Origin of the sequence: Microbacterium rhizomatis, from assembly GCF_008710745.1 — a bacterium.
GTDB classification, from domain to species: domain Bacteria; phylum Actinomycetota; class Actinomycetes; order Actinomycetales; family Microbacteriaceae; genus Microbacterium; species Microbacterium rhizomatis.
Map to the genome: position 1 here is coordinate 147031 of NZ_VYSA01000005.1, position 26737 is coordinate 173767.

The 26737-nt window shown below is 67.8% G+C and carries 19 protein-coding genes; 14 read left to right on the forward strand and 5 right to left on the reverse strand.

The genetic code is table 11. The features are described 5' to 3' along the window. Positions 1 to 40 precede the first annotated feature (40 nt). The gene (gene hrpA, locus F6B43_RS17790) at positions 41 to 4093 is read right to left on the reverse strand and encodes an ATP-dependent RNA helicase HrpA (RefSeq protein WP_150450349.1); all 4053 of its coding nucleotides are present in this window, start codon (positions 4091 to 4093) and stop codon (positions 41 to 43) included. Between the two features lie 737 nt (positions 4094 to 4830). Between hrpA and F6B43_RS17795 the strand changes: the two genes are divergently transcribed. After that, positions 4831 to 5292 carry an ArsR/SmtB family transcription factor gene (locus F6B43_RS17795; protein ID WP_150450350.1) on the forward strand — a complete coding sequence of 154 codons (462 nt, stop codon included), beginning with the start codon at positions 4831 to 4833 and terminating at the stop codon, positions 5290 to 5292. A gap of 37 nt (positions 5293 to 5329) precedes the next feature. Here the strand turns inward: F6B43_RS17795 and F6B43_RS17800 are convergent, their stop codons facing one another. After that, a complete protein-coding gene (locus F6B43_RS17800) occupies positions 5330 to 6919 on the reverse strand; it encodes a dolichyl-phosphate-mannose--protein mannosyltransferase (protein ID WP_150450351.1) in 1590 nt (529 codons plus the stop codon). A 205-nt stretch (positions 6920 to 7124) separates the two neighbouring features. On the opposite strand from F6B43_RS17800, the gene F6B43_RS17805 reads away from it, so the two are divergent. The 5 genes from F6B43_RS17805 (at position 7125) to F6B43_RS17825 (ending at position 16224) form a co-directional block, all read left to right on the forward strand. Then, positions 7125 to 12104 (forward strand): RHS repeat-associated core domain-containing protein, encoded by a 4980-nt coding sequence (locus tag F6B43_RS17805; protein ID WP_150450352.1) that lies wholly within the window; start codon positions 7125 to 7127, stop codon positions 12102 to 12104. A gap of 119 nt (positions 12105 to 12223) precedes the next feature. Continuing rightward, positions 12224 to 13042: a 16S rRNA (cytidine(1402)-2'-O)-methyltransferase gene (gene rsmI / locus F6B43_RS17810; RefSeq protein WP_150450353.1), complete on the forward strand. Its 819-nt coding sequence runs from the start codon at positions 12224 to 12226 to the stop codon at positions 13040 to 13042. A gap of 51 nt (positions 13043 to 13093) precedes the next feature. Continuing rightward, positions 13094 to 14665 (forward strand): methionine--tRNA ligase, encoded by a 1572-nt coding sequence (metG, locus tag F6B43_RS17815; protein WP_150450354.1) that lies wholly within the window; start codon positions 13094 to 13096, stop codon positions 14663 to 14665. Beyond that, entirely contained in the window at positions 14662 to 15546 is an 885-nt protein-coding gene (locus F6B43_RS17820) for a TatD family hydrolase (protein ID WP_150450355.1), read from the forward strand. Before metG ends, F6B43_RS17820 begins: the two co-directional genes overlap by 4 nt. Before the next feature lie 21 nt (positions 15547 to 15567). Then, positions 15568 to 16224: a histidine phosphatase family protein gene (locus tag F6B43_RS17825; RefSeq protein WP_246160041.1), complete on the forward strand. Its 657-nt coding sequence runs from the start codon at positions 15568 to 15570 to the stop codon at positions 16222 to 16224. Between the two features lie 12 nt (positions 16225 to 16236). Here the strand turns inward: F6B43_RS17825 and F6B43_RS17830 are convergent, their stop codons facing one another. Further along, on the reverse strand, positions 16237 to 16443 hold the full coding sequence (locus tag F6B43_RS17830; protein WP_150450356.1) for a hypothetical protein: 207 nt from the start codon (positions 16441 to 16443) through the stop codon (positions 16237 to 16239). 180 nt (positions 16444 to 16623) lie between these two features. After that, complete coding sequence (locus F6B43_RS17840; protein ID WP_150450358.1) at positions 16624 to 18090, reverse strand: sugar porter family MFS transporter; 1467 nt, start codon at positions 18088 to 18090, stop codon at positions 16624 to 16626. Positions 18091 to 18160: 70 nt separating this feature from the next. On the opposite strand from F6B43_RS17840, the gene rsmA reads away from it, so the two are divergent. Then, positions 18161 to 19006, forward strand: coding sequence for a 16S rRNA (adenine(1518)-N(6)/adenine(1519)-N(6))-dimethyltransferase RsmA (rsmA, locus tag F6B43_RS17845; RefSeq protein WP_150450359.1), 846 nt, complete (start codon positions 18161 to 18163; stop codon positions 19004 to 19006). A gap of 152 nt (positions 19007 to 19158) precedes the next feature. Further along, positions 19159 to 20088 carry a phosphodiesterase gene (locus F6B43_RS17850; protein ID WP_150450360.1) on the forward strand — a complete coding sequence of 310 codons (930 nt, stop codon included), beginning with the start codon at positions 19159 to 19161 and terminating at the stop codon, positions 20086 to 20088. Here the strand turns inward: F6B43_RS17850 and F6B43_RS17855 are convergent. Further along, the gene (locus F6B43_RS17855) at positions 20033 to 21640 is read right to left on the reverse strand and encodes a stealth conserved region 3 domain-containing protein (protein ID WP_150450361.1); all 1608 of its coding nucleotides are present in this window, start codon (positions 21638 to 21640) and stop codon (positions 20033 to 20035) included. The two genes, F6B43_RS17850 and F6B43_RS17855, sit on opposite strands and share 56 nt — an antisense overlap. 227 nt (positions 21641 to 21867) lie before the next feature. Between F6B43_RS17855 and F6B43_RS17860 the strand changes: the two genes are divergently transcribed. From F6B43_RS17860 to F6B43_RS17885, 6 genes are all read left to right on the forward strand, one after another. Further along, entirely contained in the window at positions 21868 to 22935 is a 1068-nt protein-coding gene (locus F6B43_RS17860; protein WP_150450362.1) for an aldo/keto reductase, read from the forward strand. Then, entirely contained in the window at positions 22926 to 23855 is a 930-nt protein-coding gene (locus tag F6B43_RS17865; RefSeq protein ID WP_150450423.1) for a 4-(cytidine 5'-diphospho)-2-C-methyl-D-erythritol kinase, read from the forward strand. Before F6B43_RS17860 ends, F6B43_RS17865 begins: the two co-directional genes overlap by 10 nt. Before the next feature lie 156 nt (positions 23856 to 24011). Further along, the gene (locus tag F6B43_RS17870; protein ID WP_150450363.1) at positions 24012 to 24314 is read left to right on the forward strand and encodes a DUF427 domain-containing protein; all 303 of its coding nucleotides are present in this window, start codon (positions 24012 to 24014) and stop codon (positions 24312 to 24314) included. Between the two features lie 84 nt (positions 24315 to 24398). Beyond that, positions 24399 to 25226 carry an ABC transporter ATP-binding protein gene (locus F6B43_RS17875; protein ID WP_150450364.1) on the forward strand — a complete coding sequence of 276 codons (828 nt, stop codon included), beginning with the start codon at positions 24399 to 24401 and terminating at the stop codon, positions 25224 to 25226. Further along, positions 25223 to 25909: an ABC transporter permease gene (locus tag F6B43_RS17880; RefSeq protein WP_150450365.1), complete on the forward strand. Its 687-nt coding sequence runs from the start codon at positions 25223 to 25225 to the stop codon at positions 25907 to 25909. The genes F6B43_RS17875 and F6B43_RS17880 overlap by 4 nt, the downstream gene beginning before the upstream one ends. Next, positions 25906 to 26667, forward strand: a complete 762-nt coding sequence (locus tag F6B43_RS17885) for an ABC transporter permease (protein WP_150450366.1) — start codon at positions 25906 to 25908, stop codon at positions 26665 to 26667. Before F6B43_RS17880 ends, F6B43_RS17885 begins: the two co-directional genes overlap by 4 nt. Positions 26668 to 26737 lie beyond the last annotated feature (70 nt).

Genomic DNA, 26737 nt, shown 5'->3' on the forward strand with positions numbered 1-26737 from the left:
GATCCGCCGTCGGTGACCGCAGTCGCGCTCTCGCGGTCGGTCAGCCGGCGATGGCCTTCACGATGCGGGGGAGCGAGACCTGCTCGGCGGTCCCGAGACGTTGCGCGAACAGGCTGATCCGGTACTCCTCGAGCAGCCATCTGGCGTGCACGATCCCGGCTGGGGAATCGGCCGAAGGCGGGATCATGCCTCCGGCGTCCGCATAGACCGTCGCCGCCCGTTCGAACTCGGTCATCCGCTGGCGGTCGCGACCGGGGTTGTCGACCAGCGTCGTGACGCGGTCGATCGCGCCCTGAAGGTAGCGGGGCACGTGCCCGAGTTGGGCGAGCCCGGTGCGTGTGACGAATCCGGGGAAGACGAGCCCCTCGAGTTGCCCGCGGACGTCGTTCAGGGCGCCGAGCAGAGTGAGGGCGTTCTGGCCGCGGAGGGCGCGATCAGCATCCCTCCATCGCTGCAGGATGCGGGCGCACAGCGACACGGCGGCGAAGAGCTCGTCGACGCTGACCGAAGACAGCGCCTCGCGCAGACGTTCGAACTCGGCGCGAGTACGCACGCCACCGGGCGCGGCGCGCTCCATGACCGCGTCGGCGACGGCGACGCGGCAGTCTTCGATGAGCGCTTTGGCCGACGGATAGGGGGATGCGGCCAACGCCAGCTTCTCGGCGGCGGTGAGGTGCTCGAGCACGTACGGTGCCGCCGACGGCACGGCGAGCAGCAAGAGGCGTCGCACTCCTGCGCGCGTCTCGCGGGCGGCGCCTTCGGGCGAGGTCTCGATCCGCACCGACACGGAGGCCCCATCGTCGACGAGGGCCGGATAACCGCGCACGACGCCGCCAGCGACCCTGGTGTCGATCACGTCGGGCAGGTCGTCGAAGGTCCAGTCGGTCAGGCCGGAGCGCGTGAGGGCGGTCGCCGGAGGCACCGGGCCGCTCTTCGTCCCCCCGCGCTCGCCCAGCGCCCGTGGTCCCGAGGGCCTCTCGAGCGTGCGTTCCACCGTGCTGCGCGCGCGCCCTGCCAGCCGCTGCTGAAGCGCAGCCAGATCGCGGTCGGAACCGACCGCGCGACCGCGATCGTCGACGGCACGGAACGAGACCTGCAAATGGCCGGGAACGCGATCCATATCGAAGTCATCGGCGCTGACGCGCTGATTCGCGACGCGCTGCACGAGCACCGCCAGTGCGTCGCGCAGCGTCGTCGCAGGAACGCCGGCGTGCGCCTCAGGCCCGAGGCCGGCCAATTCGCCGGAGAACGTCGCGGCCCAGTCAGCGGCCGGGACGACGTTGCGCCGGATCGACTTGGGAAGAGCGCGCAGCAGGGCCGTGACGAGTTCGTCGCGCATCCCCGGCACCTGCCAGTCGAATCCGTCGGGGCGCAGCTGGGCGAGAAGAGCAAGCGGCACCACCGCGGTCACCCCGTCGTCCGCCGCCCCGGGTTCGAACCGGTAGGCGAGCGAGAGCACCTGGTCGTCCTGATGCCAGCGGGCCGGGAACTCGCGCTCGTCGGTGCGACCCACCTCGTCGAGGAGGTCGGCTTCGGTCAGGTCGAGCAGCCGCGGCGTACGGGTCGAGGCATCCTGCCACCACTTCTCGAATGACCGGACATCGAAGACGTCGTGCGGGATGCGCGCATCGTAGAACGCGAACACCGCTTCGTCGCCGACGAGGATGTCGCGGCGGCGTTCGCGCTCCTCGATCTTCTCGAGTCGGCGGCGCTGCTCGACGTTGCGCCGGAGGAAGGCGGTGAGGCGTTTGTCGAGGCGGGTCGGATCCCACTCACCTTCGACGAGCGCGTGACGCACGAACATCTCGCGTGCGAGAGGACGGTCGTCCCTGGCCAGCTGGATGCGACGACGGGGCACGATCTCGACCCCGAACAGCGTGATCTTCTCCGTCGCGACGGCGGCACCGGCATCCTTGGACCAATGCGGGTCACTGACCTGCCGGCGCACGAGGTCGCCCGCGAGCGGTTCAGCCCATTCGGGGTCGATCGCGGCGACCGTGCGCGCGTACAGGCGGCTCGTCTCGACGAGCTCTGCGGCCATCACCGCGGGGGGCCGCTTCTTCTTGAGGCCCGACCCGGGGAAGATCGAGAATCGGGCGTTCCGCGCGCCGAGGTATTGTGCGCCGGCGAGGCGCTTGGTCTCGGTGCGCTCGCTCGCAGAGCGCGCGGGAGGGGCCTTGGCGACCGAGCGCTCGTCGAGGATGCCGATATGCGAGAGCAACCCGGACAGGATCGCCTTGTGGATGGCGTCCGCGTCGGTGTCGGCCGTGGCGGGCGCGTCGACCCGGGGCGCTCGCTCGGCCGCGCGCCCCCGGCGGTCGTCCGAGCGGATCAGGGAACGCAGCTGGCGGTGCACGTCGAACCACTCGCGCACGCGTACGTAGTTCAGGTGCTCCGCGCGGCATAGCCGCCGGAACGCGCTCGAGCCGAGTTCTGCCTGCTGCTCCTCGAGGTACGTCCAGAGATTCAGGATGCTCAGGAAGTCGCTGTTCGGATCCGTGAAGCGCGCGTGCAGACGGTCGGCCTCTTCCCGCCGCTCTTCGGGCCGCTCCCGCACGTCCTGGATCGTGAGACCCGCGACGATCGCGCTCACGTCGGCCAGCACGCCCGTCGTGCGTGCGGCGATGAGCATCCGCGCGAAGCGCGGGTCCATCGGCAGCCGTGAGATCTCGCGGCCGAGCGGCGTCAGGCGGGGCGTGGCGCCCCGCGGAAGCTCGACCGCACGCAACTCGAGCAGCAGGTCGAATGCGGCTTTGACGCCGCGGGAGTCCGGTGGGGTCAGGAACGGGAATGCCGTGATATCGCCGAAGCCGAGCGAGAGCATCTGCAGGATGACAGCCGCCAGGCTCGTCCGGAGGATCTCGGGCTCGGTGTACTCGGGGCGCTTGTCGAAGTCCTCCTCGGAGTACAGCCGGATGGCGATTCCCGGCGCGGTGCGCCCCGCGCGCCCCGAGCGCTGCTGCGCAGACGCCTGCGACACCGCCTCGATCGGCAACCGCTGGATCTTCGAGCGGGCGCTGTACCGCGAGATGCGCGCCGTGCCGGTGTCCACCACGTAGCGGATCCCCGGCACGGTCAGGCTGGTCTCGGCGACGTTCGTGGCGAGGATCACGCGACGGCGCACGCCCGCGACCTTCGACCGTTCGAAGACGCGGTGCTGTTCGGCGGCGCTGAGCCGGCCGTAGAGAGGCAGCACCTCGGTCGGATTCGCATCGTTCGCGTACGCGCCGCGCACAGTGTCGGCGGCGTCGCGGATCTCGGCCTCGCCCGGAAAGAAGACGAGGACGTCGCCGGCGGGTTCGCGATCGAGTTCGCGGAGCGCCGCGACGACCGTGTCGACGTCATCGCGTTCATCCGGAAGGACGGATGGGGCAGATGTCTTCACCGGGCGCCGATTCCCGCGACTTCTGCCCCGTGCGTCCTTCGAGATGTTCGCCTCGACGGCATCGACCACGTCATCGGCGTCGCGAGGGTCGGCTGCCTCAACCGGGGCGCGGTAGCGGATCTCGACGGGATACGTCCGCCCCGACACCTCGACGATCGGTGCGGGGGTGCCGCCGGCATCCGCGAAGTGCTTCGCGAAGCTCTCCGGGTCGATCGTCGCGCTCGTCACGATCACGCGCAGGTCTGGGCGTTCGGGGAGAATGCGCCGGAGGTACCCGATGAGGAAGTCGACGTTGAGCGACCGCTCGTGCGCCTCGTCCACGATGATCGTGTCGTAGCGGCGCAGCAGCCGGTCGCGATGGATCTCGTTGAGGAGGATGCCGTCGGTCATCAGGGCGACGCGAGTGTCTTCTGACACCTTGTCGGTGAAGCGCACCTTGTACCCGACGGTCGTGCCGAGCGGCACCTGCAGCTCTTCGGCGATGCGCTCCGCGATCGTGCGGGCCGCGATCCGCCGCGGTTGCGTGTGGGCGATGCGGGTGCGGCCGAGCTCGAGGCAGATCTTCGGCAGCTGCGTGGTCTTTCCCGAGCCGGTGGCGCCGGCCACGATCACGACCTGGTGGTCTCGGATCGCGCGCGCGATCTCGTCTCGCGCGGCGCTGACGGGCAGCTCCGGCGGGTACGAGATGACGGGTTCGGGGGAAGGCATAGCCCTCCATCCTAAAGTCCGTGCGCCCTTACTCGTCGGGGTATGCCAACCGCGCTGAACTTCGCGCTCACATGGGCTGGGCGCGTGTCCCAATATCGAGTTGAACTTCGCGTTCACGCGGGCTTGCGGCACGTCTCGATGTTGCGATGAACTTCGCGCTCACATGGGCTGGGCGCGTGTCCCAATATCGAGTTGAACTTCGCGTTCACGCGGGCTTGCGGCACGTCTCGATGTTGCGATGAACTTCGCGTTCACGCCGGCGGGTGGGGCCGGGTTTCGGGGTGAACTTCGCGTTCACGCGGGCTTGCGGCACGTCTCGATGTTGCGATGAACTTCGCGTTCACGCCGGCGGGTGGGGCCGGGTTTCGGGATGAACTTCGCGATCACGCGGGCTTGCGGCACGTCTCGATGTTGCGATGAACTTCGCGTTCACGCCTGCGGGTGGGGCCGGGTTTCGGGATGAACTTCGCGTTCACAAACCCGTACCGACGCGGAACACATCTCGTCTGCTTGTGAGTTTGGAGTTCATTGCGATTTGGAAGGGGTTCAAGCCCCCGCGCGGCGGGGCGGATACCGCCAACGCGGCGGGGCGGATACCGCCAACGCGGCGGCGGGTGCTCATCGGCCAACGCCAGTCCGAACCTTGAATCCCTCCCGATGTGCTCGCTGCGGAGCTCCTTCCACAGGTTGCGCGCCATGGTCGGCGGGATGCTTTGAACGCCGCGTAATCTCGCCCCATGCATCCGTTCGAGGTCATGGCCGAGCCCGTCCGTCGGCGGATCGTCGACATCCTCGCGAGTGGCGAACACACGTCGGGTCAGATCGCCGAGGTCGTGGGTCTCGAATTCCAGATCAGCAGATCAGCTGCGTCCAAGCATCTTCGCATCCTGTATCGATCGGGCTTCGTCGATGTGCGCGAGGAGCTGAATTGGCGGTGGTACCGGCTGATCCCGGCGGGCATCGACATGCTCGAGTCGGCCGTGTTCGACCTCCGCGGAAAGCTCGCCGGGGCTGTCGGCTGGAATGAGGACCGAAGGCAGAACTTCGACCCTCTCGCGGTCCTCCCCACCTACGACCGTCTCGTTCGCACGGACGCGGGTGCCGATTCGCGGGGAAGGGGACGGCGCGGGCGCCAGACTGCGGCGCCACCCCGCGCGAGCGAACCGGATCAGGGTCTGTACCGGGTCCCTCCGTTCTAGGCGAACGACGGGGATGAGGGCGCTACACCCCGCAGCGCTACACCCAGCTCTGCAGCCAGTTGTGCAGGCGCCAGAAGTCGTAGGGGACGGAGGTCGCGGTGAGGATCGGGTACCAGAACGCCGACACCAGAACGGCGAACGCCAGGAACACGATCACGACGCGCTGACCGCTCTTTCGCCGCGCAGGCTCCATGCGGCCCGCGCCGGCGATGTCGCGCAGGGCGAAGGCGAGTGCAAGCACGAGGAAAGGCAGCATCGCGATCGTGTAGAACTGGAAGATCGTGCGCTCCGGATACAGCAGCCACGGCACGTAGGTGACTGCAACGCCCGTGATGACGACCGCGTAGCGCCAGTTCCTCGTCCGCACGAACCGCCAGCAGAGGTAGATCACCGCGGCGATCGCCCCCCACCAGATGAGTGGGTTGGGCATGCTGTAGACGTTCTCCACGCAGCCGTTCGTCGCAGTGCACCCGGCCTGCCCGAAGGTATCGGCGTGGTAATACATCGAGGTCGGCCGGAGCAGCAGCGGCCACTGCCAGGCCGGGCTCGCGTAGCTGTGCGGGCTGGTCAGGCCGACATGGAAGCCGTACATCTGCTCGTGGTACGCCCAGAGGTTCTGTAGGGGGAGCGGTACCCATGACCAGAATCCGGTCGCCGGGTTGTCATCGATGACGTGACGATCCCAGCCGCCCTCGGTGATGAGCCACCCGGTCCAGGAGGCGAGGTAGACGGCGAAGGCGACCGGAACGAACAGCACGAACGCAACCGGTCCCTGTCGGAAGGCGGCGTCCGCCGGCCACAGCCGCACTCCGGCGCGTCGCCGAGCGAGGGCGTCCGTGACGACGAGATACACGCCCAGACCTGCAGCCACGTACAGGCCCGACCATTTGACGGCCGTCGCGGCTCCCACCGCGGCCCCTGCGGCGACGAGCCACGGGCGGTTCCAGAACACCGGACCCCACGCCGGCTGCCGGTCATCCCGCATCCGCTGGGCCACGATCGTCGACAGGCGATGGAGGTGCCTTCGTCTGTCGAGAAGCACGAACCAGAACGCGAGGAGCACGAAGAACGCAAGAAAGATATCGAGGATCGCCACCCGGCTCATCACGATCGCGAGTCCGTCGATCGCGATCAGCAACGCCGCGACCGAGGCGAAGACCGTCGAGCGGATGAGCGCGTGTGCCACGAGGTACGTGAGCAGAACGAGCACGGTGCCGAACAGGGCCGTGGTGACGCGCCACCCGACGGACGAGTCGGGCCCGAACAGGGCCATGCCGGCGCCGATGATCCACTTGCCGAGCGGCGGATGAACGGCGTAACTTCCCGCGATGTTGAAGATGTCGGTCTCGCCGAGTGCGAATCGGGCATCCGCGCCCTCGGGCCAGGTCGCAGGGAACCCGAGGTTCCATTGGCTCCACGCGTCTTTGATGTAGTACGTCTCATCGAAGATGAAGGTGTGTGGCTGCCCGAGGTTCCAGAACCGCAGGATGCCGGCGAGCAGCGTGATGAGCGTCGGTGCCAGCCAGCCGGCGAGACGGCGCTTGCGCGGATCTGCGCGCAGCCTGACCGTCCACGAGTCGTACAGCGACGGGCGCGCGGGGAGGAGCGGCTCGACGGACGTCGTCACCGTATCCGCCTGCACAGTGTGGGCCTTCGCACCGTGTCAGCCTAAAGCCTGGCGCCCGAGGGTTTCGCTAGCTGACGCCGGCACTGCGCGAGCACAAGTGATATACTGGTATGTGAAGCTCTATCACGTCTGGGGATTATCCGTGCTTTCTCGTTTCGCCGTGTGGCGCCTGGGCCTGGGCATAGTTCTGGCAGGGTGTGTGGTCTTGAGTTCCGGCGTCGTCTCGGCGAACGCGGCGGACGGTGATGGCGAGTCGGGTTCGGCGGAGCCGGTCGTGGGTGGGTTCGGGCTGGGTGACGGGGTCGAGGGTCTTATCGACGAGCGGGTGGGCTCGTTCTCGTTCGGTGTTCCCGTGGCTGATCTGGGTTTGCGCTGGGACTCCCGCGCTGTGGGGGCGAACCGGGTGGGTTTCGGCTCGGGTTGGGTCGTGGCAGGGCTGGGCGCGGTGGGTGTCACCGGTGGAGTGAAGGTCTACCCGGCGTCGGGCGGCGTGTACGACGCCGACGCCAGCACCCCGAGCGGCATGTCCGGGTACGTGCTCGGAGACACGGTGTTCTCGCAGACGGGTGGGATGTTGGCGGGCCGCGCGGACGGGGCCGTGGGGGATCGTGAGTACGGGTTCACGCTCTCGCAGACCGGGGGGATGAGGACGTATTTCAGTGCGGCGGGGGATCCGCTGACCCAGGCCGGTGCTTTCGGGAACCGGACGGACTGGGTGTGGGCGACCGACGGGTCGCACCGCTTGGAGCGGACAGTCGATGCGGTGGGTGTGGTGACCGGGGTGGACTGGTCTGACCCCGCCGCCGTGCGGGTCACCCGGACCACGGGTGCGGGAGCGGTGTCGAGTGTCGTGGAACTGGACGGTGGCCGGGTTGCCGCGGTGGTCGATTCGGTCGGTGGGCGGATCACGGTGTCGTATCACCCGTCCGGGCTGATCTCTCGGATCACCGGGGTGTCGGGTGCGGTGACGGAGGTGTCGTGGCAGACCCTGGCGGACGGGTCGGCCGCGGTGGACCGTGTCCGCGTCATCGACGGACTCACCGGCGCCGAACTGTCGTCACGGGAGTGGGATGCTGCATCCGGCGTCGCGTCCGGTTGGCCGGTGTATGCCGGTGAGAAGGACGTGTTCGACTCCGGCGACAGCGGGTTCCGCTACCAGACGGTCCTGTCGGACGGACCGACCCGGGTGACCTCCGAGTACAACTCCACCCATCTGCTGATCGACCGCTCCGTGGAAGTGACCACCTCCAACGGGCCGGTCACCCTCCAGAAGCAAGGGTATAGATATCCCGGGACGGATGGCGACAAAGTACCGCTCCCGTGGGACCTCCCGGAACAGTTCAACCGGCCCACGACGACCGACGTGACCTTCCGGGACGCCGCAGGACGAGAACGGACCACGTCCGAGCAGTACGAGTTCGACACATTCGGCCGGCCGACCTCGCAGATCTCCGCGGATGGGGCTGTGACGGAGACGACGTACGACGACACGATCCCTGCGGGTGCGGTACTGCCCATCGGGCTGCCCCTGTCCAAGACGGTCACCACCGCCGACGGGCTCGTCTCCCAAACCCGGTATGAGTTGAATGACGCGCGGACCGCAGCGGTCGTGGAGGAGACGTTCACGGGGAAGGCCGGGGGCGAGTTGACGCGTACGGCGAAGACCGAGCGCACAGTGGATGCGGACGGATTCGTCTCCGCGGAGCGCGCGTTCGCGCAGGGTGGCACCGGTGAACCGGTCGTGACGATGCATGCCAGAGACATCGACATGGGCACGGGCACGGTCACGTCCACCGACACGGTCGCCGCGGGAACAGACCTCGCCGTCACCACCAGCCGAGTCACCGACCTGCTCGCCGGTCAGCCGGTGGAAGCGACCGATGCGCTCGGGAACACCGCAACTGCGCAGTACGACACGGCAGGACGAGTAACCGCGCAGACCGACGCGACCGAGAACACGATCCGCACCGCGTATCGGACGGTGCAGACGGACGGGATCAACGCGACCGTCACCACCACCCCGGACGGAGTGGCCACCACGACGGAGACGGATGTGCTGGGTCGGGTCGTGAAGATCACCGACAACCTCAAGGACGGTGAACCCGTCGACGGGTACGTGCGGGTCGTGGAGTCGCGGGCATATCCCGCCCCCGGCACGGTGGAGGTCACCGACGCGTGGGGCGCGGTCACGGTCACGAAGCAGGATGTGTTCGGTCGTGAGGTCGAGACTGTCGCCGCGACGGGGCTGACGAAGATCACCCGGTACGACGACATCGCCCGCACCGTCACCACGGGCCTGACCCCTACGGGCAAGATGGCGGACGCCGAGTTCACCAGCACGAGTGTGATGGATGTCGCGGGGCAGACGACGGAAGTCAGCGGCACCCGTGCCGACGCCCTCCCGGTCCCGACGATCGCGTCAGTGTTCGACGGATTCGGGCGCGAAACGGCTACCACCGACGGAACGAAGGCCACGACGACGGCGCGGGATGTGTTCGGCAACCCGATCTCGACGACAGTCGCTCCTGAGGTCGGGGGTGGGGTGCCGGTGGTCGCGGAGCGCCGGTTCGATGAGTTCGGGACGAGTGTGGAGAAGGTCCTGACCGACGGCGACCAGTCGCGTTCGGGCGGCACCCGCACCCTCGATATCCTCGGTCAGACGGTGTCTGAGACCGATCAGAACGGGCTCGTCTCGACGTACCAGTACACGCCAGACATGCGGGTCGAGAAGGCGGCGACCGGGTACGGGGCCGTCACCGTGAACAGGTACGACGCGGTCACCCGGGAACTGCTCGAGACGGTGACGACGTCTCCGATCGGGGTGGAGGTGCGTAGCGGGTTCGAGTACGACCCCGTCACCGGCAATCTGCTCGCGGTGTTCGACCCCGCCGATCGGGCCGGTACGCAGGTGTCGTATACGTATGACGCGTTCGGTAACACGACGAGCACCACATACCCGGATGGGAAGCGGATCACCCACACGTACGACGGCAACGGCCGCAGGATGACCACGACCGATATCGCCGGGAATACCACCTCGTACGCGTACGACAAGGCTGGCTTGATGACCTCCGCGGTCCAGACCGATGCCGATGGTGCGGAGGTCAGCCGGGTCGGCTACGCGTACGACCCGTACGCGCGGGTCACCGAGCTTTCCCGGGCTAACGGGGTCATCACCCGGTACGCGTTCACCTCGGCTGGGCAGATCGCCACCGAGACCACGACCGGTCCGGACGGCAGCGTCCAGGATGCCCGGGAGTACATCTATGACACGCGCGGAAACCTCACCCACCGCACGGACACGACCTCTCCGGCGGACGACACGGCCACGAGCACATCGACGACGGTCTATGCATATGACGTGCAGGACCGTCTCACCCGCTCCACTGTCCATCAGGGCGAGAGCGAGGATGGGGCGCTGCTGTCGGACACGACGTACGTGTTGACCGTGTCGGGAGACGTGTCACGCGAGACGATCACAGTCCCGGACCCTGACAGCGGTGTCAACGTGACGACGGTGCGCGAGTTCGCGTACAGCCCGACGGGAGCGATCGCCGCCCTCACGACCACCGCACCAGACGGAACCGTGACGACCGTCACCCCGACCTACGACGCGGCAGGCAACCTCACTACCGCGGTGGACGGCACGCGGTATACGTATGACGCTGTGAACAGGCCCGTCACCGAGACCGCACCGGCGGGCGACACTCTCCTGACCGCGTACTGGGCGACCGGGCAACGCGCGAGCCTCACCACGAGCGACCCGGCAGGATCTGGGGAGGCCGCGTTCTATTGGGACGGCACCACCCTGATCAATGACACCCACGCGCAGGGCGATAGCCCCTCCGGGATCGCGTCGTACCTCATCGCCGCCACCCGACACAGCCGCAGCACTTCCGGCCCGCAGATCGGGACGGAAACGACCTATTACACCCAGGACCGGCACGGCAACATCAGCACGCTCACCGCTGCGGATGGCGCTCCCACCACGCGGTACACCTACAGCGACTATGGCACTCCCACCACCACCACCGGTGCCGGCGCCGAGGTGGATGCGCGCTCGGGTGCGACAGCGGGGTGGGTCGGGAGCCTGTCATATCAGCCGTTCCAGTACTCCGCCGAATATGCCGCTCCCACCGGCAGTCAGCACCTGCGGGCCCGTACCTACGATCCGGCCACGATGCGGTTCATCACTCAAGACACCGCACAACTGCACAACACGTACAACTACGCCGACCTCAACCCCATCATGATGAGCGACCCCACCGGGCGCACTCCCGAATGGGACGCCGTGGTCAATGGCGTGATTGCCTGGCAGGGGCTCTTCCTGGCGGCGATCAGTGCCGTGGCTGCTATCTCGACGATCGCCACGGGAGGACTCGGCGCACTCGGTTGGGGCGGCGCCGTCTCGCTCGTGGGGGGCCTCGGCGCCGACCTCTACAGTGTTGCGATCGCGACCGGCCGGGTCATCTCCGACCTCGCCCCCGACTTCGTCGACGAGAACGCCGCGGCGTTCTTCACCTCCGACGCCGCGGCATGGTCGGAAACCGCGCTCGGTCTCGGGGCCGGAGCCGCCGGACTCCTCACCGCCAAAATGCTTAGAGGCGTAGACGATCTCGACACCATGCTCGCGCAGATGCCGACTGAGTATCGCGAAGGGATGAGCGCGAAGCTCAAGGCCAACCCCACCTGGCGCGCGTGGTACAGCGAAGACGTTGCGAGCGCTCAAACGAACGAGTTCGCTCTTCGCACGATCAGTATGAACAACGCACTCGACCGGGGCGTGTATGAGAACGTTCAGGGCGCGCAGACTGTGACCCTGGCCGGCGATGACGCGACCCGGATGAGAACCGCGGGACTTCTTTTCACCGAAGCTGAAAACAGAAGCAACAACATTACTGTGGCGACCAAGTACTTCGGCGTGGATATGAACGGGGATGCAGACCTTGCCGTGAAGACACTCAACCTCCACGAGAAGGCCATAAATAAATTCGCGGCGTCAGGAAAAGAGTACACGCAGTTCATCTACGAGATGCTCCAGGGCCTGCAGTTGAAAATGGCCAACGTGACCCCCAGCAACACGCTCAAACCCAACGTGCCGTGGACCTTGTTCAAAACGTCACAGGGCGAAATCATCGGCAACAACCAAGCAACGGTCCGGGGAAAGATGGCGTACCAGTACTAGCGTCTTACTCGCCCCTAGATCCCGGAGTCTTAGCGGTGGACGCGCGGGCGAGTCGGTGTGAGAGCCCGTGGATCTCGTCGGGGGGCAAGCACACGTCGCTGGAGAACTACGCTGAGCCCGTGATCATCCTCGCGGCGACGCCGATCGGCAATCTCGGCGATGCGTCGCGTCGCCTGATCGAGGTGCTCGAGTCGGCGACGGTGATCGCGGCCGAAGACACACGCACCACCCAGCGTCTGCTGCAGCACCTGGGGGTCGTGAATCGGCCGCGGTTGATCGCCCTCCACGACCACAACGAGAAGGAGCGCGCCGGCGAGATCGTCGAGCGTGCGCGCACCGAGGATGTGCTCGTGCTCTCGGATGCCGGAATGCCCACCGTCTCGGACCCCGGCTACGGACTCGTGGCCGCGGCGGCGGCCGCCGGTGTCACGGTGACGGCGATCCCCGGCCCGAGCGCGGTCATCACCGCGCTCGCCGTCTCGGGCCTGCCCACCGATCGCTTCACGTTCGAGGGTTTCGTGGCCCGCAAGTCCGGCGAGCGCCTGACCGCGTTCCGCGACCTGGCTGCCGAGCGGCGCACCATGGTCTTCTTCGACTCGGCCGCCCGCGTCGCGGCGACGCTGGCCGACATGGCGACGGTCTTCGGCGCTGACCGCCGTGCGGCCGTCTGTCGCGAACTCACCAAGATGTACGAAGAGGTCGCACGCGGCACGCTCGCCGAACTGGTCGAATGGGCGGCCGCGGGGGTGCGCGGCGAACTCGTCATCGTCGTCGAGGGCGCCGCGGTACGGGTGTTCTCGTTCCCGGATGCGGTCACTCAGGTGCTTGAGCTCGTGCGGTCGGGCACGCGCCTGAAGGATGCCGCATCCGAGGTCTCGGCCCACACGGGTCACTCCTCGCGCGAGCTGTATCAGGCTGCCCTCGCCGTCAAAGGCTGAGCCCTCGTAACAGGCCGAGGCGCCGCATCCCCTCGAACTAGAATCGAAGGTATGCCTACCGGCGAATCCTTCTACATCACGACGCCCATCTACTACCCGAGCGACGTGCCCCACATCGGCCACGGATACACCACCGTGGCCGTCGACGCGCTCGCGCGCTGGCACCGCCAGGCGGGAGACGACACGTGGATGCTCACGGGCACCGACGAGCACGGGCAGAAGATGCTGCGGGCCGCCGCCGCGAACGGCGCGACCCCGCAGGAGTGGGTGGACCGGCTGGTCGGCGAATCGTGGTTCCCGCTGCTGAAGACGCTCGATGTCGCGAACGACGACTTCATCCGAACGACGCAGCCCCGTCACGAGGAGCGCGTGCAGAAGTTCGTGCAGGCGATCTACGACCGCGGGTACATCTACGCCGGCGAGTTCGAGGCGCTGTACTGCGTCGGGTGCGAGGAATTCAAGACCGAGTCCGAGATCGTCGACGGCACGGGCGCGTTCGAAGGACTCAAGGTCTGCGCGATCCACTCGATCCCGCTCGAGCTGCTGCAGGAGAAGAACTACTTCTTCAAGCTGAGCGAGTTCCAGGATCAGCTGCTCGAGCTCTATAAGACCGATTTCGTGCGCCCCGACTCGGCCCGCAACGAGGTCGTGTCCTTCGTGAAGCAGGGGCTGAAAGACCTGTCGATCTCGCGTTCGACCTTCGACTGGGGCATCAAGGTGCCGTGGGACGAGTCGCACGTGATCTACGTCTGGGTCGACGCCCTGCTGAACTACGCGACCGCGGTGGGGTATGGCGCCGACCCCGAGGAGTTCGCCCGCCGCTGGCCGGCGTATCACGTGGTCGGCAAGGACATCCTGCGTTTCCACGCCGTCATCTGGCCGGCGATGCTGCTGGCTGCGGGGGTCGAGGTGCCGCGCGGCGTCTACGCGCACGGGTGGCTGCTGGTCGGCGGCGAGAAGATGTCGAAGTCGAAGCTCACCGGTATCGCACCCACCGAGATCACCGACGTCTTCGGCTCGGATGCCTACCGGTTCTACTTCCTCTCGGCGATCGCGTTCGGGCAGGACGGGTCGTTCTCGTGGGAAGACCTGTCGGCCCGGTATCAGGCCGAACTCGCCAACGGATTCGGCAACCTCGCGTCGCGCACGGTCGCGATGATCGAGCGGTATTTCGAGGGCGTCGTCCCGCCCGCGGGGGAGTACTCGGCGCAGGATCTCGCGATCCAGCAGACGGTGGCGGATGCTGCGGCCACCGCCGATGCGGCGATCGACCGGTTCCGCATCGACGAGGCGATCGCCGCCATCTGGACGATCGTCGACGCGCTGAACCTCTACATCACCGAGAACGAGCCCTGGGCGCTCGCGAAGGACGACGCGCAGCGCGAACGCCTCGGCACCGTGCTGTACACGGCGGCCGAGGGGCTTCGCGCGCTCGCAGTGCTGCTCTCGCCCGTCACCCCGGTCGCGACTGAGAAGCTGTGGGTCGCGCTCGGCGCCGCCGAGAGTCTCGGGCGGCTGCAGGATCAGCCGATCCGTGAGGCGGGCGCGTGGGGAGCGTTGAAGCCGGGTACGTCGGTGAACGGCCTCGCGCCGCTCTTCCCGCGTGTCGAGCAGAGCGTGTGAGCGACCCGAGTCAGTACGTCCGCGAGCGCACCCAGGAGGGTCGCAAAGACGTACGGTGGCCTGCCGCGCCCGAGCCTCTGACCGTCCCGGTCTACGACAACCACTGCCACCTCGAGATCGCTGACGGCGACGAGCCGCTGTCGCTCGAGGCACAGCTCGCGCGTGCAGCCGGGGTCGGGATCATCGGCGTCGTGCAGGCCGGTGGCGACATCGACTCGAGTCGCTGGTCGGCGTGGGCGGCAGCATCCCACCCCCGCGTCCTGGCCGCGGTCGCCATCCACCCCAACGAGGCTCCGGCGTACAAGGCGGCGGCCCGGCTCGACGAGGCGATCGCCGTGATCGATGACCTCGCTGCTCAGCCGCGGGTGCGCGCGATCGGCGAGACAGGCCTCGACTTCTTCCGTACGGAGGCCGACGGCATCCCTGCGCAGTTCGAGAGCTTCGAGGCCCATATCGCGCTGGCGAAGAAGCACGGGATCGCGATGCAGATCCACGATCGCGACGCACACGATGCCGTTCTGGAGACTCTCGCGCGGGTCGGCGCTCCGGAGCGCACGGTCTTTCATTGCTTCTCCGGCGACGACGCGATGGCCCGCGTCGCCGCGGATGCCGGGTACTACCTGTCGTTCGCCGGCAATGTGACGTTCAAGAACGCCCAGAATCTGCGCGATGCACTGGCTGTCACGCCTCTGAAGCGCATCCTGGTCGAGACGGATGCCCCGTTCCTCACGCCCGTGCCTCACCGGGGTCGCCCGAACGCGCCGTACCTGATCCCTGTGACGGTGCGGTTCATGGCTGCCGAACTCGCGCTCGATGTCGACGCGCTCTGCGCGCAGCTCGCGGCCAACACGCTCGAGGTCTACGGCCCGTTCCAGGACTGACCGCGACAGTACTGTTGCGGTGTGAACACAAACGATCCGCTCCCCGAACGACCCATTCCCGACAACCCGTCGGGCAAGCTCGTGCTGCTGCGTCACGGTGAGACGGAGTGGTCCAAGAGTGGGAAGCACACCGGTCTCACCGACATCCCACTCACCGACCGGGGGGAAGAGCTCGCTCGTGCGGCGGGCGAGCTGGTCACCGGGTACGACTTCTCGCTCGTGCTGACCTCACCGTTGCAGCGAGCGCGGCGCACCGCCGAGCTCGCAGGGCTCCAGGCTGACGTCGACCCTCTCCTCGTCGAGTGGGACTACGGCGGGTACGAGGGCCGGACGACGCGCGAAATCAGAGCGGAACTCGGCTATAACTGGAGCGCGTTCACCCATGGCGTGATCCGAGGCGAGACACCCGGTGAAACGGTGGAGGAGGTCGCCGCGCGCGCCTCGCGCGTGCTCACCCGGGTGCTGCCCGCGATGGCCGAGGGGGATGTCGCGCTGGTGGCGCACGGCCACTTCCTGCGCATTCTCACCGCCGTGTATCTGCGGATGGCTCCGCGCTTCGGAGCGCAGATCACGCTGGACGCGGGCTCGGTCTCCGTTCTCAGCTTCTACCGCGAGCAGCCGGCCATCCTCTCCTGGAACTACGGACCCGAGCTGCCGCTCGTGCCGTCGGAGTCCTGAGGCGACTGCCGGTCAGGACGTGCCGCGTCGCCGGCCGACGACGATCGCGACGACGACCAGCACAGCTCCGATGATCAGCACGATCGGGCCGATCGTCGCCCACAGGGACGAGCCGCTCATCACCGACCCGCCCAGCACGTTGAACCCTTGAAGGGTCCACACCAGCCCGATCGCGAGAAGCACGACACCGATGACGACGAGCGGCCAGCTTCGCTTCATATCGCGACCATAGGCCGATGCGCCGCGCCTGGCAATGCCCCACCCACCTGCGCCCCACACACCTGCCTGCCGCGCGACGTCGGAGAATGAGGCGAATGCCGGAGGATTTCGCTGAAATCCTCCGGCATTCGGGTGATTCTCCGACGTTCGGATGCCGGCAACCCGGCCCTAGCCGCCGAGCTAGGCCTTGGCGTCGGCCTTGGCGGGCCGATGGAACAGGGTCTCGGTCTTCTCGAGCTCCATGCCCTTCGTCTCGGGGATCTTGAAGAAGACGTAGAAGAACGACAGGGCGGCGAAGGCGGCGTACATGCCGTATGTGAGGGGCAGAGACCACGCCGACATCGCCGGGAAGCTCACGGTGATCAGGAAGTTCGCGATCCACTGGGCGCCGGCGGCGACGCCGAGGGCCTTGCCGCGGATGCGGCTCGGGAAGATCTCGCCGAGGAGCACCCAGACCAGGGGACCCCACGAGGCGCCGAACCCGATCACGAAGATGTTCGCTGCGACCAGCGCGATCGGCCCCCACGGGGCCCCGAGCGAGACCGCGCCCTCGGCATCCGTCGTCGAGAACATGAACGCGATGGCCATGGTGCCGAGCGAGAGCGCCATCATGACCGAGCCGGTCAGCAGGATCGGCTTCCGCCCGACGCGGTCGACCAGGAAGATCGCGATCAGGGTCACCAGGACGTTCGTGATCGAGGTGACCACGCTGATCGTCAGCGACGCGCTCTCGGGGAACCCGACCGACTGCCAGAGCGTGGTCGAGTAGTAGAAGATCACATTGATGCCGACGAACTGCTGGAACACCGACAGGATGATGCCGACCCAGACGATGCCCTGAAGCCCGAACACCGGGCCTCTGAGCGAGACACCCTGCGTCTTCTTGTCCTCCTCGATCGCGTTGGTCAGCTCTTTCATCGTCTGGTTCAGGTCGGCGGGCGGAACGAGTCGGGAGAAGATCTCCTTCGCCTCGTCGTTGCGTCCCTTGCTGATCAGATACCTGGGGGATTCGGGAACGGTGAAGGACAGGATGCCGTACACCGCCGCCGGGATGATGCCGACGATGAACATCCACCGCCACGCCTCGAGTCCGAACCACAGCACGCTGTCTGCGCCGCCGGCCGCATTCGCGAGCAGAGCGTCGGACAGGAGGGCGGCGAAGATACCGATCGTGATGGCCAGCTGCTGCAGCGAGGCCAGGCCGCCGCGGATCTGCCGCGGCGCGATCTCGGCGATGTACGCCGGGGCGACCACCGATGCGATGCCGATCCCGAGACCGCCGATGATGCGCCACAGCGCGAGGTCCCAGACGGAGAACGCGAGTCCGGCGCCGAGCGAGCTGACGAAGAACATGACGGCCCCGAGGAACATGACCCGGAGGCGACCCCATCGGTCTGACAGGTTGCCGGCGAGGATCGCGCCCACCGCGCAGCCGAGGAGCGCGATCGCGACCACGAAGCCGGTGATGACCGCGTTCAGCCCGAAATCGGCCTGGATCGAATCGACGGCGCCGTTGATGACGGAGGAGTCGAATCCGAAGAGGAATCCGCCGACCGCAGCGGCGACGGACAGGCCTATCGCTCTTCTTCCGTATGGGCCTCGCAGAGAGAACGAACCAGTGGGAATGGAACCGGCGTTATCTGTCATGGCGCAACCCTACCGACGCGGCGTCCCCTCGGACAGTGGACTTGAGTCGCGTGTCTATACAGTGATAGCTATGCCCGTGACTCTGCTCGGTGCGTCCGAGATCCGCGCGCTCGCGGCCGAACTGGACGTCACTCCCACCAAGAAGCTGGGCCAGAACTTCGTCGTCGACGCCAACACCGTGCGCCGGATCGTCGCTGTGGCCGGTGTGCGCGCGGGGGAGCGGGTGGTCGAAGTCGGCCCCGGACTGGGGTCGCTCACCCTCGCGATCCTCGAGACCGGAGCATCCGTCACCGCCGTCGAGATCGATCACCGACTGGCCGCGCGACTCTCGCAGACGGCCGCCGCGCACGGCGTGGATGCGAGGTCGCTCGATGTCGTCGACGCGGACGCGCTCCGGATCACGGATCTGCCGGGCGACCCGACCGTCCTGGTCGCCAACCTGCCCTACAACGTGTCGGTGCCGGTGCTGCTGCACTTCCTCGAGCACTTCCCGAGCCTCGCGCGCGGCGTCGTGATGGTGCAGGCCGAGGTGGGCGAGCGCCTCGCGGCCCCGCCCGGATCCAAGACCTACGGCGCACCGAGCGTCAAGGCCGCCTGGTACGGGCGATGGCGCCTGGCCGGCATGGTCTCGCGGCAGGTGTTCTGGCCGGTGCCGAACGTCGACAGCGTGCTGGTCGGCTTCGAGCGGGATGCGCAGGAGCGGGGAACCGACGAGGAGCGCGTGCGCACGTTCCGCATCGTCGACGCCGCGTTCCAGCAGCGGAGGAAGATGCTGAGGCAGGCGCTCTCCGGCGTCCTGGGCGGGACGTCGGCCGAAGCATCCGCCGTTCTCGAGGCCGCAGGAGTCGCACCCACGGCGCGCGGCGAGGAGCTCTCGATCGACGATTTCGTGAGAATCGCGGCATCGGCCGCCTGAGGTGACCGGAAGTCGTCGTACGAATGACGGATTCGGCGTATTCATCGCGCGTTCATACCCAGGCAACCGAAACATGCCGGTAACATGAACCCCCATCCGTCACACTGGCGGGACGCCCGGTGCCGCACCGGCGTCAGGGGGAGTGACGGATCATGCGCACCACCGAGCACGCATCGCCGGAACGGGTTCTGCTGCACATCAGCGACACGCACCTGCGTGCGCACGGTTCACGCCTCTTCGACCTCATCGACTCCGCCGAGCGGCTCGGCCGAGCTTTCGCGGCGATCGAGGCCTCCGGCATCCGGCCCGACGCGATCGTCTTCACCGGCGACCTCGCCGACTGCGGCGAGCATGACGCGTACGTGCAGCTCCGTGCGCTCGTCGAACCCTTCGCCGCGCGCCTGGGCGCCCGCGTGTTCTGGGTCATGGGCAATCATGACGACCGCGCCGCCTTCCGCAGCGGTCTCCTCGACGACGCAGGCGCCGACACACGCCCGGTCGACTCCGTCGAAGAGATCGACGGTCTTCGCATCATCACCCTCGACACGAGCGTCCCGGGCCTGCACCACGGCGAGGTGCGGCCCGAGCAGCTGCGCTGGCTCGCCGATGTGCTCGCGACCCCGGCGCCGCTGGGCACCATCCTCGCGATGCACCATCCTCCGGTCCCGAGCGTGCTGGCGCTCGCCGCGAGCGTCGAGCTGCGCGACCAGCGCAGCCTCGCCGCCGTCCTGCGGGGGACGGATGTGCGCACGATCATCGCCGGCCACCTGCACTACTCGACGTTCGCGACCTTCGCGGGCATCCCCGTGTCGGTGGCGTCGGCGACGTGCTACACGCAAGACCTCACGGTGCCGATCGGCGGCACGCGGCCCCAGGACGGCGCGCAGGCGTTCAATCTGGTCCACGTATACGACGACACCATCGTGCACTCGGTCGTCCCCGTCGAGGCGACCACGACGCTCGAGTACATCGATCCCGACGAGGCGCGCAGACGTCTGGCCGAGGCGGGCATCGCCCCGCGCGAAGTCAGCCGATCGAACCGGATCGCCCCACCGACGGAGCCCATTCCCGTCCTGGGCTGACGGTGCCTGTGTCGACCGCCACCTCGCTGCGCTCCCACGGTGCCCGCACGGGGAAGAGCGTGCCGAGCAGGCTCTGAACGGTCCGCACGCGTACGTGTTCCGGCACCTCCGCCTCGCCGCCGTCGTTGAGGCAGAACATGTCGATGTCGCGGCGTTCGGCGAGCCGCTCCATGCGGCCCAGCGAGTCCGACAGCGTCGTCTGCAGGTAGCGCACCCGCGGCTCGCGCGTCGAGACCGCCCGGCCGGTGAAGAGCGAGTAGTAGTGGTAGAGGCTGTTGGTCACCGAGATGTCGGTGGCCGAACGGAAGCGCGACGCCGAAGTACGGGCGAAATCGTCGGGGAAGGCCTCTTCCAGTTCGCTCAGGATGCTGCGCCGCAACGGCACGGGGCAGTGCTCCAGATCGTGCGTGATCACGCGGCCGAAGCGCCGCTCGAGCAGAGCCCGGTTCACGCGGAGGGCGTTGTCGTGCCCGCTTCGCCCGGCGCGAGGAGCGCCTGTGCCGATGCGCACGCCGCTCTCGACGAATCGCGTCACTCCACCGGCCGAGAAGAACAGCTCGGGCTCGACGGGTCGCCCGAAGAACATGTCGTCGTTCGAGTAGAGGAAATGCTCGGCGAGACCATCGATGCGATGCAGCTGCGACTCGACCGCGTGCGAATTGTGGATGGGCAGGACCGACGGGTCGGGGAAGAAGTCCTCGCTCCGAACGATCGTGACCTTCGGATGCTCGGCGAGCCACGCCGGTCGCTCGGAGTCGGTGGCGATGAAGATCCGCCGCACCCATGGCGCGTACATGTTCACGCTGCGGAGGGCGAAGCGGAGCTCGTCGACGTGACGGTAGCGCGCGGGGCCGTCATCGCCCTCGCCCACCACGTACTCGGATTGTGCGGCCGCGCGCTGGCGCTGGAACTCGCTGGAGGAGCCGTCCACCCACGAGAACACCATGTCGACCGGGTGCGTGACATCGGAGGGCTGCGGATCGAACATGCCGCTGATCGTGCGCCAGGAGCGTCCATAGGCTTCGATGTCGACGAACGTCAGATCGTCGGTGGCCATGATCTTCCGGGTGAGCGCGTTGGCGTGCGGGGCGTGCACGACATCGGCGCCGAACCGCCAGAATTCGAGGTTCACCGCGGTCGCCGCGCCGTAGCGCATCGCACCGTCGGCGGTGATGCGCGGGCGGAAGACCCTGAGGGCGCTGGGCGACGAGGGCACCGACACATCGTGCAGCGGAATCGCCGACCCGCCGCGGACCTTCGCGTACAGCGGCTCCCGTGCGCTCGCGCCGGTGAGGGCGGCGAGGGTCGCCGTGCGCAGATCGAGGTCGATCGCCAGCGCGGTCGTGCGGCCGGCTCGGCGGACGAGGAGACCCGTGATCCCGGCATCCTCCAGGGTCTGCGCGATGAAGAGCAGATCGGCATCATGCGCGGCCGAGGGCGAGACGTCCTCATGCACGAGATGCAGCATCCCGTGCGCGAGCACCACGTCTTCACGGGCGAGCAGCGCGTTCCAGGGCTGCGGGTCGCGAGGAAGGGCGGTGAGAGTCGTCATGTAATCCGTTCGATGGAGCGGCCGCCGAAAGGGCGGGAGGGGGGCTGCGGAGACAACCGGGGAGCGGCGCCGCAGGGGCACCGGCTGGGCCAGCGTAGATCGCCGACGTTTCGGGCGGATTGCGCGCTGTTCCCGTTGCGCGCGAAACATCCGCCTGGTATAAGCCGATCATCGCATGACTTGTGGATGGCTGACACCACCCCGCAGGAAGTGGCTAGCCTGGGGTGGTGACCGACGATCAGCGCTTTCCCACCGGCATTCCCGAGATCCATCGCCCGTACGCAGCCGCTCCCGAGCGGTACGACCTGACCGAGTACCGGCAGGTCGGCACCTCAGGACTCTTCCTCCCCCCGATCTCGCTCGGACTGTGGTGGAACTTCGGTGACAACATCCCCTTCGACCGCCAGCGCACGGTGCTGCGCCACGCGTTCGATCACGGCATCACGCATTTCGACCTCGCGAACAATTACGGGCCGCCCTACGGATCCGCCGAGACGAACTTCGGGCGCATGATGCGCGAAGACTTCGCGCCCTACCGCGACGAGCTGATCCTCTCGTCGAAGGCGGGATATGACTTCTGGCCCGGCCCGTACGGCAACCATGGCTCGCGCAAGTATCTGATCGCGAGCGCCGAGGCGTCGCTGAAGCGGATGAGCGTCGACTACGTCGACATCTTCTACTCGCATCGCGTCGACCCCGTGACACCCATCGAAGAGACCATCGGAGCCCTCGACGCGCTCGTTCGCCAGGGCAAGGCGCTGTACGTCGGCATCTCGTCGTACAGCGCGGAGCGCACCGCCGTCGCTGCCGCCACAGCCCGCAGCCTCGGGACGCCGCTGGTCATCCACCAGCCTGCCTATTCGATCCTCAACCGCTGGGTCGAAGACGGACTCACCGGCGTGCTCGCCCAGGAGGGCATGGGCGCGATCGCCTTCACCCCGCTCGCCCAGGGACTGCTCACCGACAAGTACCTCGGCGGCGGCCCCGCAGACCGCTCGCAGAAGCGCGGCTCGCTCCCCGCCTCGCCGCTCTCGGACGACGGTCTCGCCAAGCTCCGCGGCCTCGACGTGATCGCGAAGGAGCGCGGTCAGACCCTCGCGCAGATGGCGATCCAGTGGGTGCTGCGCGACCCGGTCGTGACCTCGGCGCTGATCGGAGCATCCCGCCCCGAACAGCTCGACGAGAACATCGCCGCACTCGCCGGGCCGGCGTTCGACACCGCCGAGATCGAGCAGATCGACGCGCTGTCGGACGGGATCGACGTGGATCTGTGGGCGGAGTCGGCATCCCAGTGACCTCCCGTTCCGGTGACCGGGTGCACGTGCGCGCGCCCGGGAAGCTCAACGTCTTCTTCGAAGTCGGCGATGTGCAGGAGGACGGCTACCACGACGTCGCATCCGCGTACCAGGCGGTGTCGCTGTACGAAGACCTCTGGGCCGAGCCCGCGGACGATTTCTCGGTGTCGGTCACGGGCACGGTCGACGTCGATGCGGTGCCGGCGGACGATCGCAACCTCGCACTTCGCGCGGCTCGCCTGGTCGCGGCGCAGATCGGACACACCGGGGGAGTCCACCTCGAGATCGTCAAGCATGTTCCGGTCGCGGGCGGGATGGGCGGCGGGTCGGCGGATGCTGCAGCCGCCCTGGTCGCGTGCGACGCGCTGTGGGGGGCCGAGCTCGGTAACGCACAACTGCAGCGGCTCGCCTCGCGACTCGGTGCCGACGTGCCGTTCGCGCTCATGGGGGGCACGGCGATCGGGACCGGCCGGGGAGACCAGCTGAACCCCGCCCTGGCCAAGGGGCGCTTCGAATGGGTGATCGTGACAGCCGAAGGAGGTCTGTCGACCCCGGAGGTGTATCAGCGGCTCGACACCCTCCGCGCCGATCACGCGCCCGACATCGCGCCGGCGCGCGCTCCGGAGGTCGATGCGGCCGTGCTGCACGCGCTGCGTGCGGGGAGCGCGAGCGCACTGGCCGCGCGGATGCGCAACGATCTTCAGGCGGCTGCCCTTTCGCTCCGGCCCGATCTGAGCGAGACTCTCCAGCTCGGGGCGGGGGCGGGGGCGATCGTCGGTATCGTCTCCGGGTCCGGGCCTACGGTCGCCTTCCTCGCCGACGGACCGGAGAAGGCGTTCGAACTGCAGGTGACGCTTGCGGCGCTGGGGCGCACCGCACTGCACGTGCACGGCCCGGTTCCGGGCGCACGCCTGGTGTGAGGCCGCGCCTCCTCATTACACCCGATGACGTATTCCGGACAATGGGAGGCCGAGCCGGTCCTCGTGTCTGCGGCCTGAGGTAGCGTGTTGACACGCGCCCGTCGGTGCCCTGTGCGCATCCGCGGCAGATCCCGACTCCGTGACCGGGAGGACGAAATGAAGGCAGTGCTCGAAGGCTCGGTGATCGCCGAAGCCGACAAGGAAGACCTGATCCAGATCGAGGGGAACTGGTACTTCCCACCGTCCAGCGTCGTGGCCGGCGCGCTGGCGGCCAGCCCGACGCCGTACACCTGCCCGTGGAAGGGCCAGGCTCAGTACTTCACCGTCGAGGCGGGCGGTGCGTCGCTCGCCGATCGCGCGTGGTCTTACCCCACGCCGTACCCGACCGCCATCGAGAAGGTCGGCAAAGACTTCTCGGGCTACGTCGCGTTCTGGAAAGAAGTCCAGGTCGTCGACTGACACTTCGGTGCTTACATCGTCGCGTGAGCGCGGCCCCGGCCCATCCATCAGCCTCAGCACGAGTCTCACACACGAGGATACGAAGTGATCGAGTTCACCGACGTGACCAAGCAGTTCCCCGACGGCACACGTGCGGTGGACGGCTTCAGCCTCGTGATCCCGTCGAGGAAGACCACCGTGTTCGTCGGGTCGTCCGGCTGCGGAAAGACCACCCTGCTGCGGATGATCAACCGTATGGTCGACGCCAGCTCGGGAACCATCGCGATCGACGGTGATGACGTGGCGCTGAAAGACCGCGTCGCGTTGCGGAGGGGCATCGGCTACGTGATGCAGAACTCCGGGCTCATGCCGCACTTCACGGTGGCCGACAACATCGCGACGGTGCCGGTGCTCCAGGGCGTCCGACGGAAGGCCGCACGGGTGCGTGCCCTCGAGCTCATGCAGACCGTCGGCCTGGACCCGGCCATGGCAGATCGGTACCCGAGCCAGCTCTCCGGCGGACAGCAGCAGCGCGTCGGCGTGGCCAGGGGCCTCGCGGCCGACCCGAACATCCTTCTCATGGACGAGCCTTTCGGCGCTGTCGATCCGATCGTCCGAGCCGAGTTGCAGCAGGAACTCATCCGTCTCCAGCGCGACGTCGACAAGACCGTCGTATTCGTCACCCACGACATCGACGAAGCGTTCCTCCTCGGCGACCAGGTCGTGATCCTCGAAAAAGGCGCCAAGATCGCGCAGGTCGGCAGCCCGAGCGAGATCATGGAAGACCCCGCGACCGACTTCGTCGCGAGCTTCATCGGTGCGGACCGGGGCAAACGGGCACTCAGCCTCAAGCACACCGCCCACGGCACCGTCGTCGTCGACGCAGAGGGCCGCACGCAGGGCGCGCTCGTGGACGGCGGGCGTCCGACATGACGTGGGTGCTCGACAACCTCGGATTGATCTGGGATCTCTCGCTGGTGCACCTGCGCCAGTGCATCATCCCCATCGTGCTCGGATTCCTCCTCTCCGTACCCCTCGGGTGGCTGGCGTGGCGGTACCGCGGCCTGCGTGCCGGCATCTTGACGGTCACGGGCATCCTGTACACGATCCCCTCGCTGGCGCTGCTGCCGATCCTTCCCGCGATCTTCGGGACGAGCCCGCTGAGCGAGGTGAACTTGATCCTCGCGCTGACGATCTACGCCCTGGCGCTCATGGTGCGCTCCATCGCCGACGGACTCGCCTCGGTCGATCCCGATGTGCGGCTCGCGGCGACCGCGATGGGGTACGGCTCGGCGCGACGGTCGTGGGCCGTCGACTTCCCGCTCGCGGGCCCCGTCATCCTCGCCGGACTCCGCGTCACCGCCGTGAGCACGGTCTCCCTCGCGACCGTCGGCGCGCTGATCGGCGTGACGAACCTCGGCTACCTGTTCACCAACGGGTTGCAGCGTCGCATCATCGAAGAGGTGCTGTCGGGCATCGTCGCGGTCATGGTCATCGCCCTCGTGCTCGATCTGGTCCTCGTCCTCGCAGGCCGGGCGCTCCTTCCATGGTCGCGGGCACCGCGCCGGGGGCGCCGGCGCGTCCGGCTCGCGCTCGAAGTGGGTGCCACGACATGAACCTCTTCCTCGAAGCGATTGCGTGGATCTTCTCGACCGATAAGTCGGCGTCGGTCGAGCCGATCCCGACCGCTCTCGTCCAGCACCTCGTGTACACGTTCGGCTCCGTGCTGATCGCGGCGGCGATCGCCGTGCCCGCGGGATGGCTGATCGGTCACACCGGTCGCGGGCGCGACATCGCCGTGGGCATCTCAGGTGCGGCCAGGGCGATCCCGTCGTTCGGACTGCTCTTTCTCCTGGTGCTGCTGCTCGGAGTGCTGCACAAGCCCGAAGCGGCGATCATCACCTTCGTGCTGCTGGCCATCCCCTCGATCCTCGCCGGTGCCTACAGCGGATTCGAGGCGATCGATCGGCGTGTGATCGACGCCGGCCGCGCCGTCGGCATGACCGAGTGGCAGATCCTGTGGCGCATCGAGGTGCCGCTGGGACTTCCGCTCCTGGTCGCCGGACTCCGCGCGGCCACGCTTCAGGTCGTAGCCACCGTCACGATCGCGGCGTACGTCAACCTCGGCGGTCTCGGGCAGTACATCATCGCCGGCATCCCGCTCCGCCGATACGACATGGTGCTCGGCGGGGCGCTCCTGGTCGCGGCGCTCGCCCTCGTGCTGGACGCGCTGTTCGCCGTTGCTCAGCGCTTCGCCGTTCCACGCGGCGTCCGTCGCGACACGTCGGGGCGGCGTCGCGGTTCGAAGGCCACTGCGGATGCCGCATCCGTCCGTCAGCCCCGCCCTGAACCTGCGTCGGTCTCGACCGCCTGAAACCCGTCCTCACAGCCCGCCCCACCAGAGCCCGCACCACCCAATCCGCACCACCGAAGAAAAGGAATCA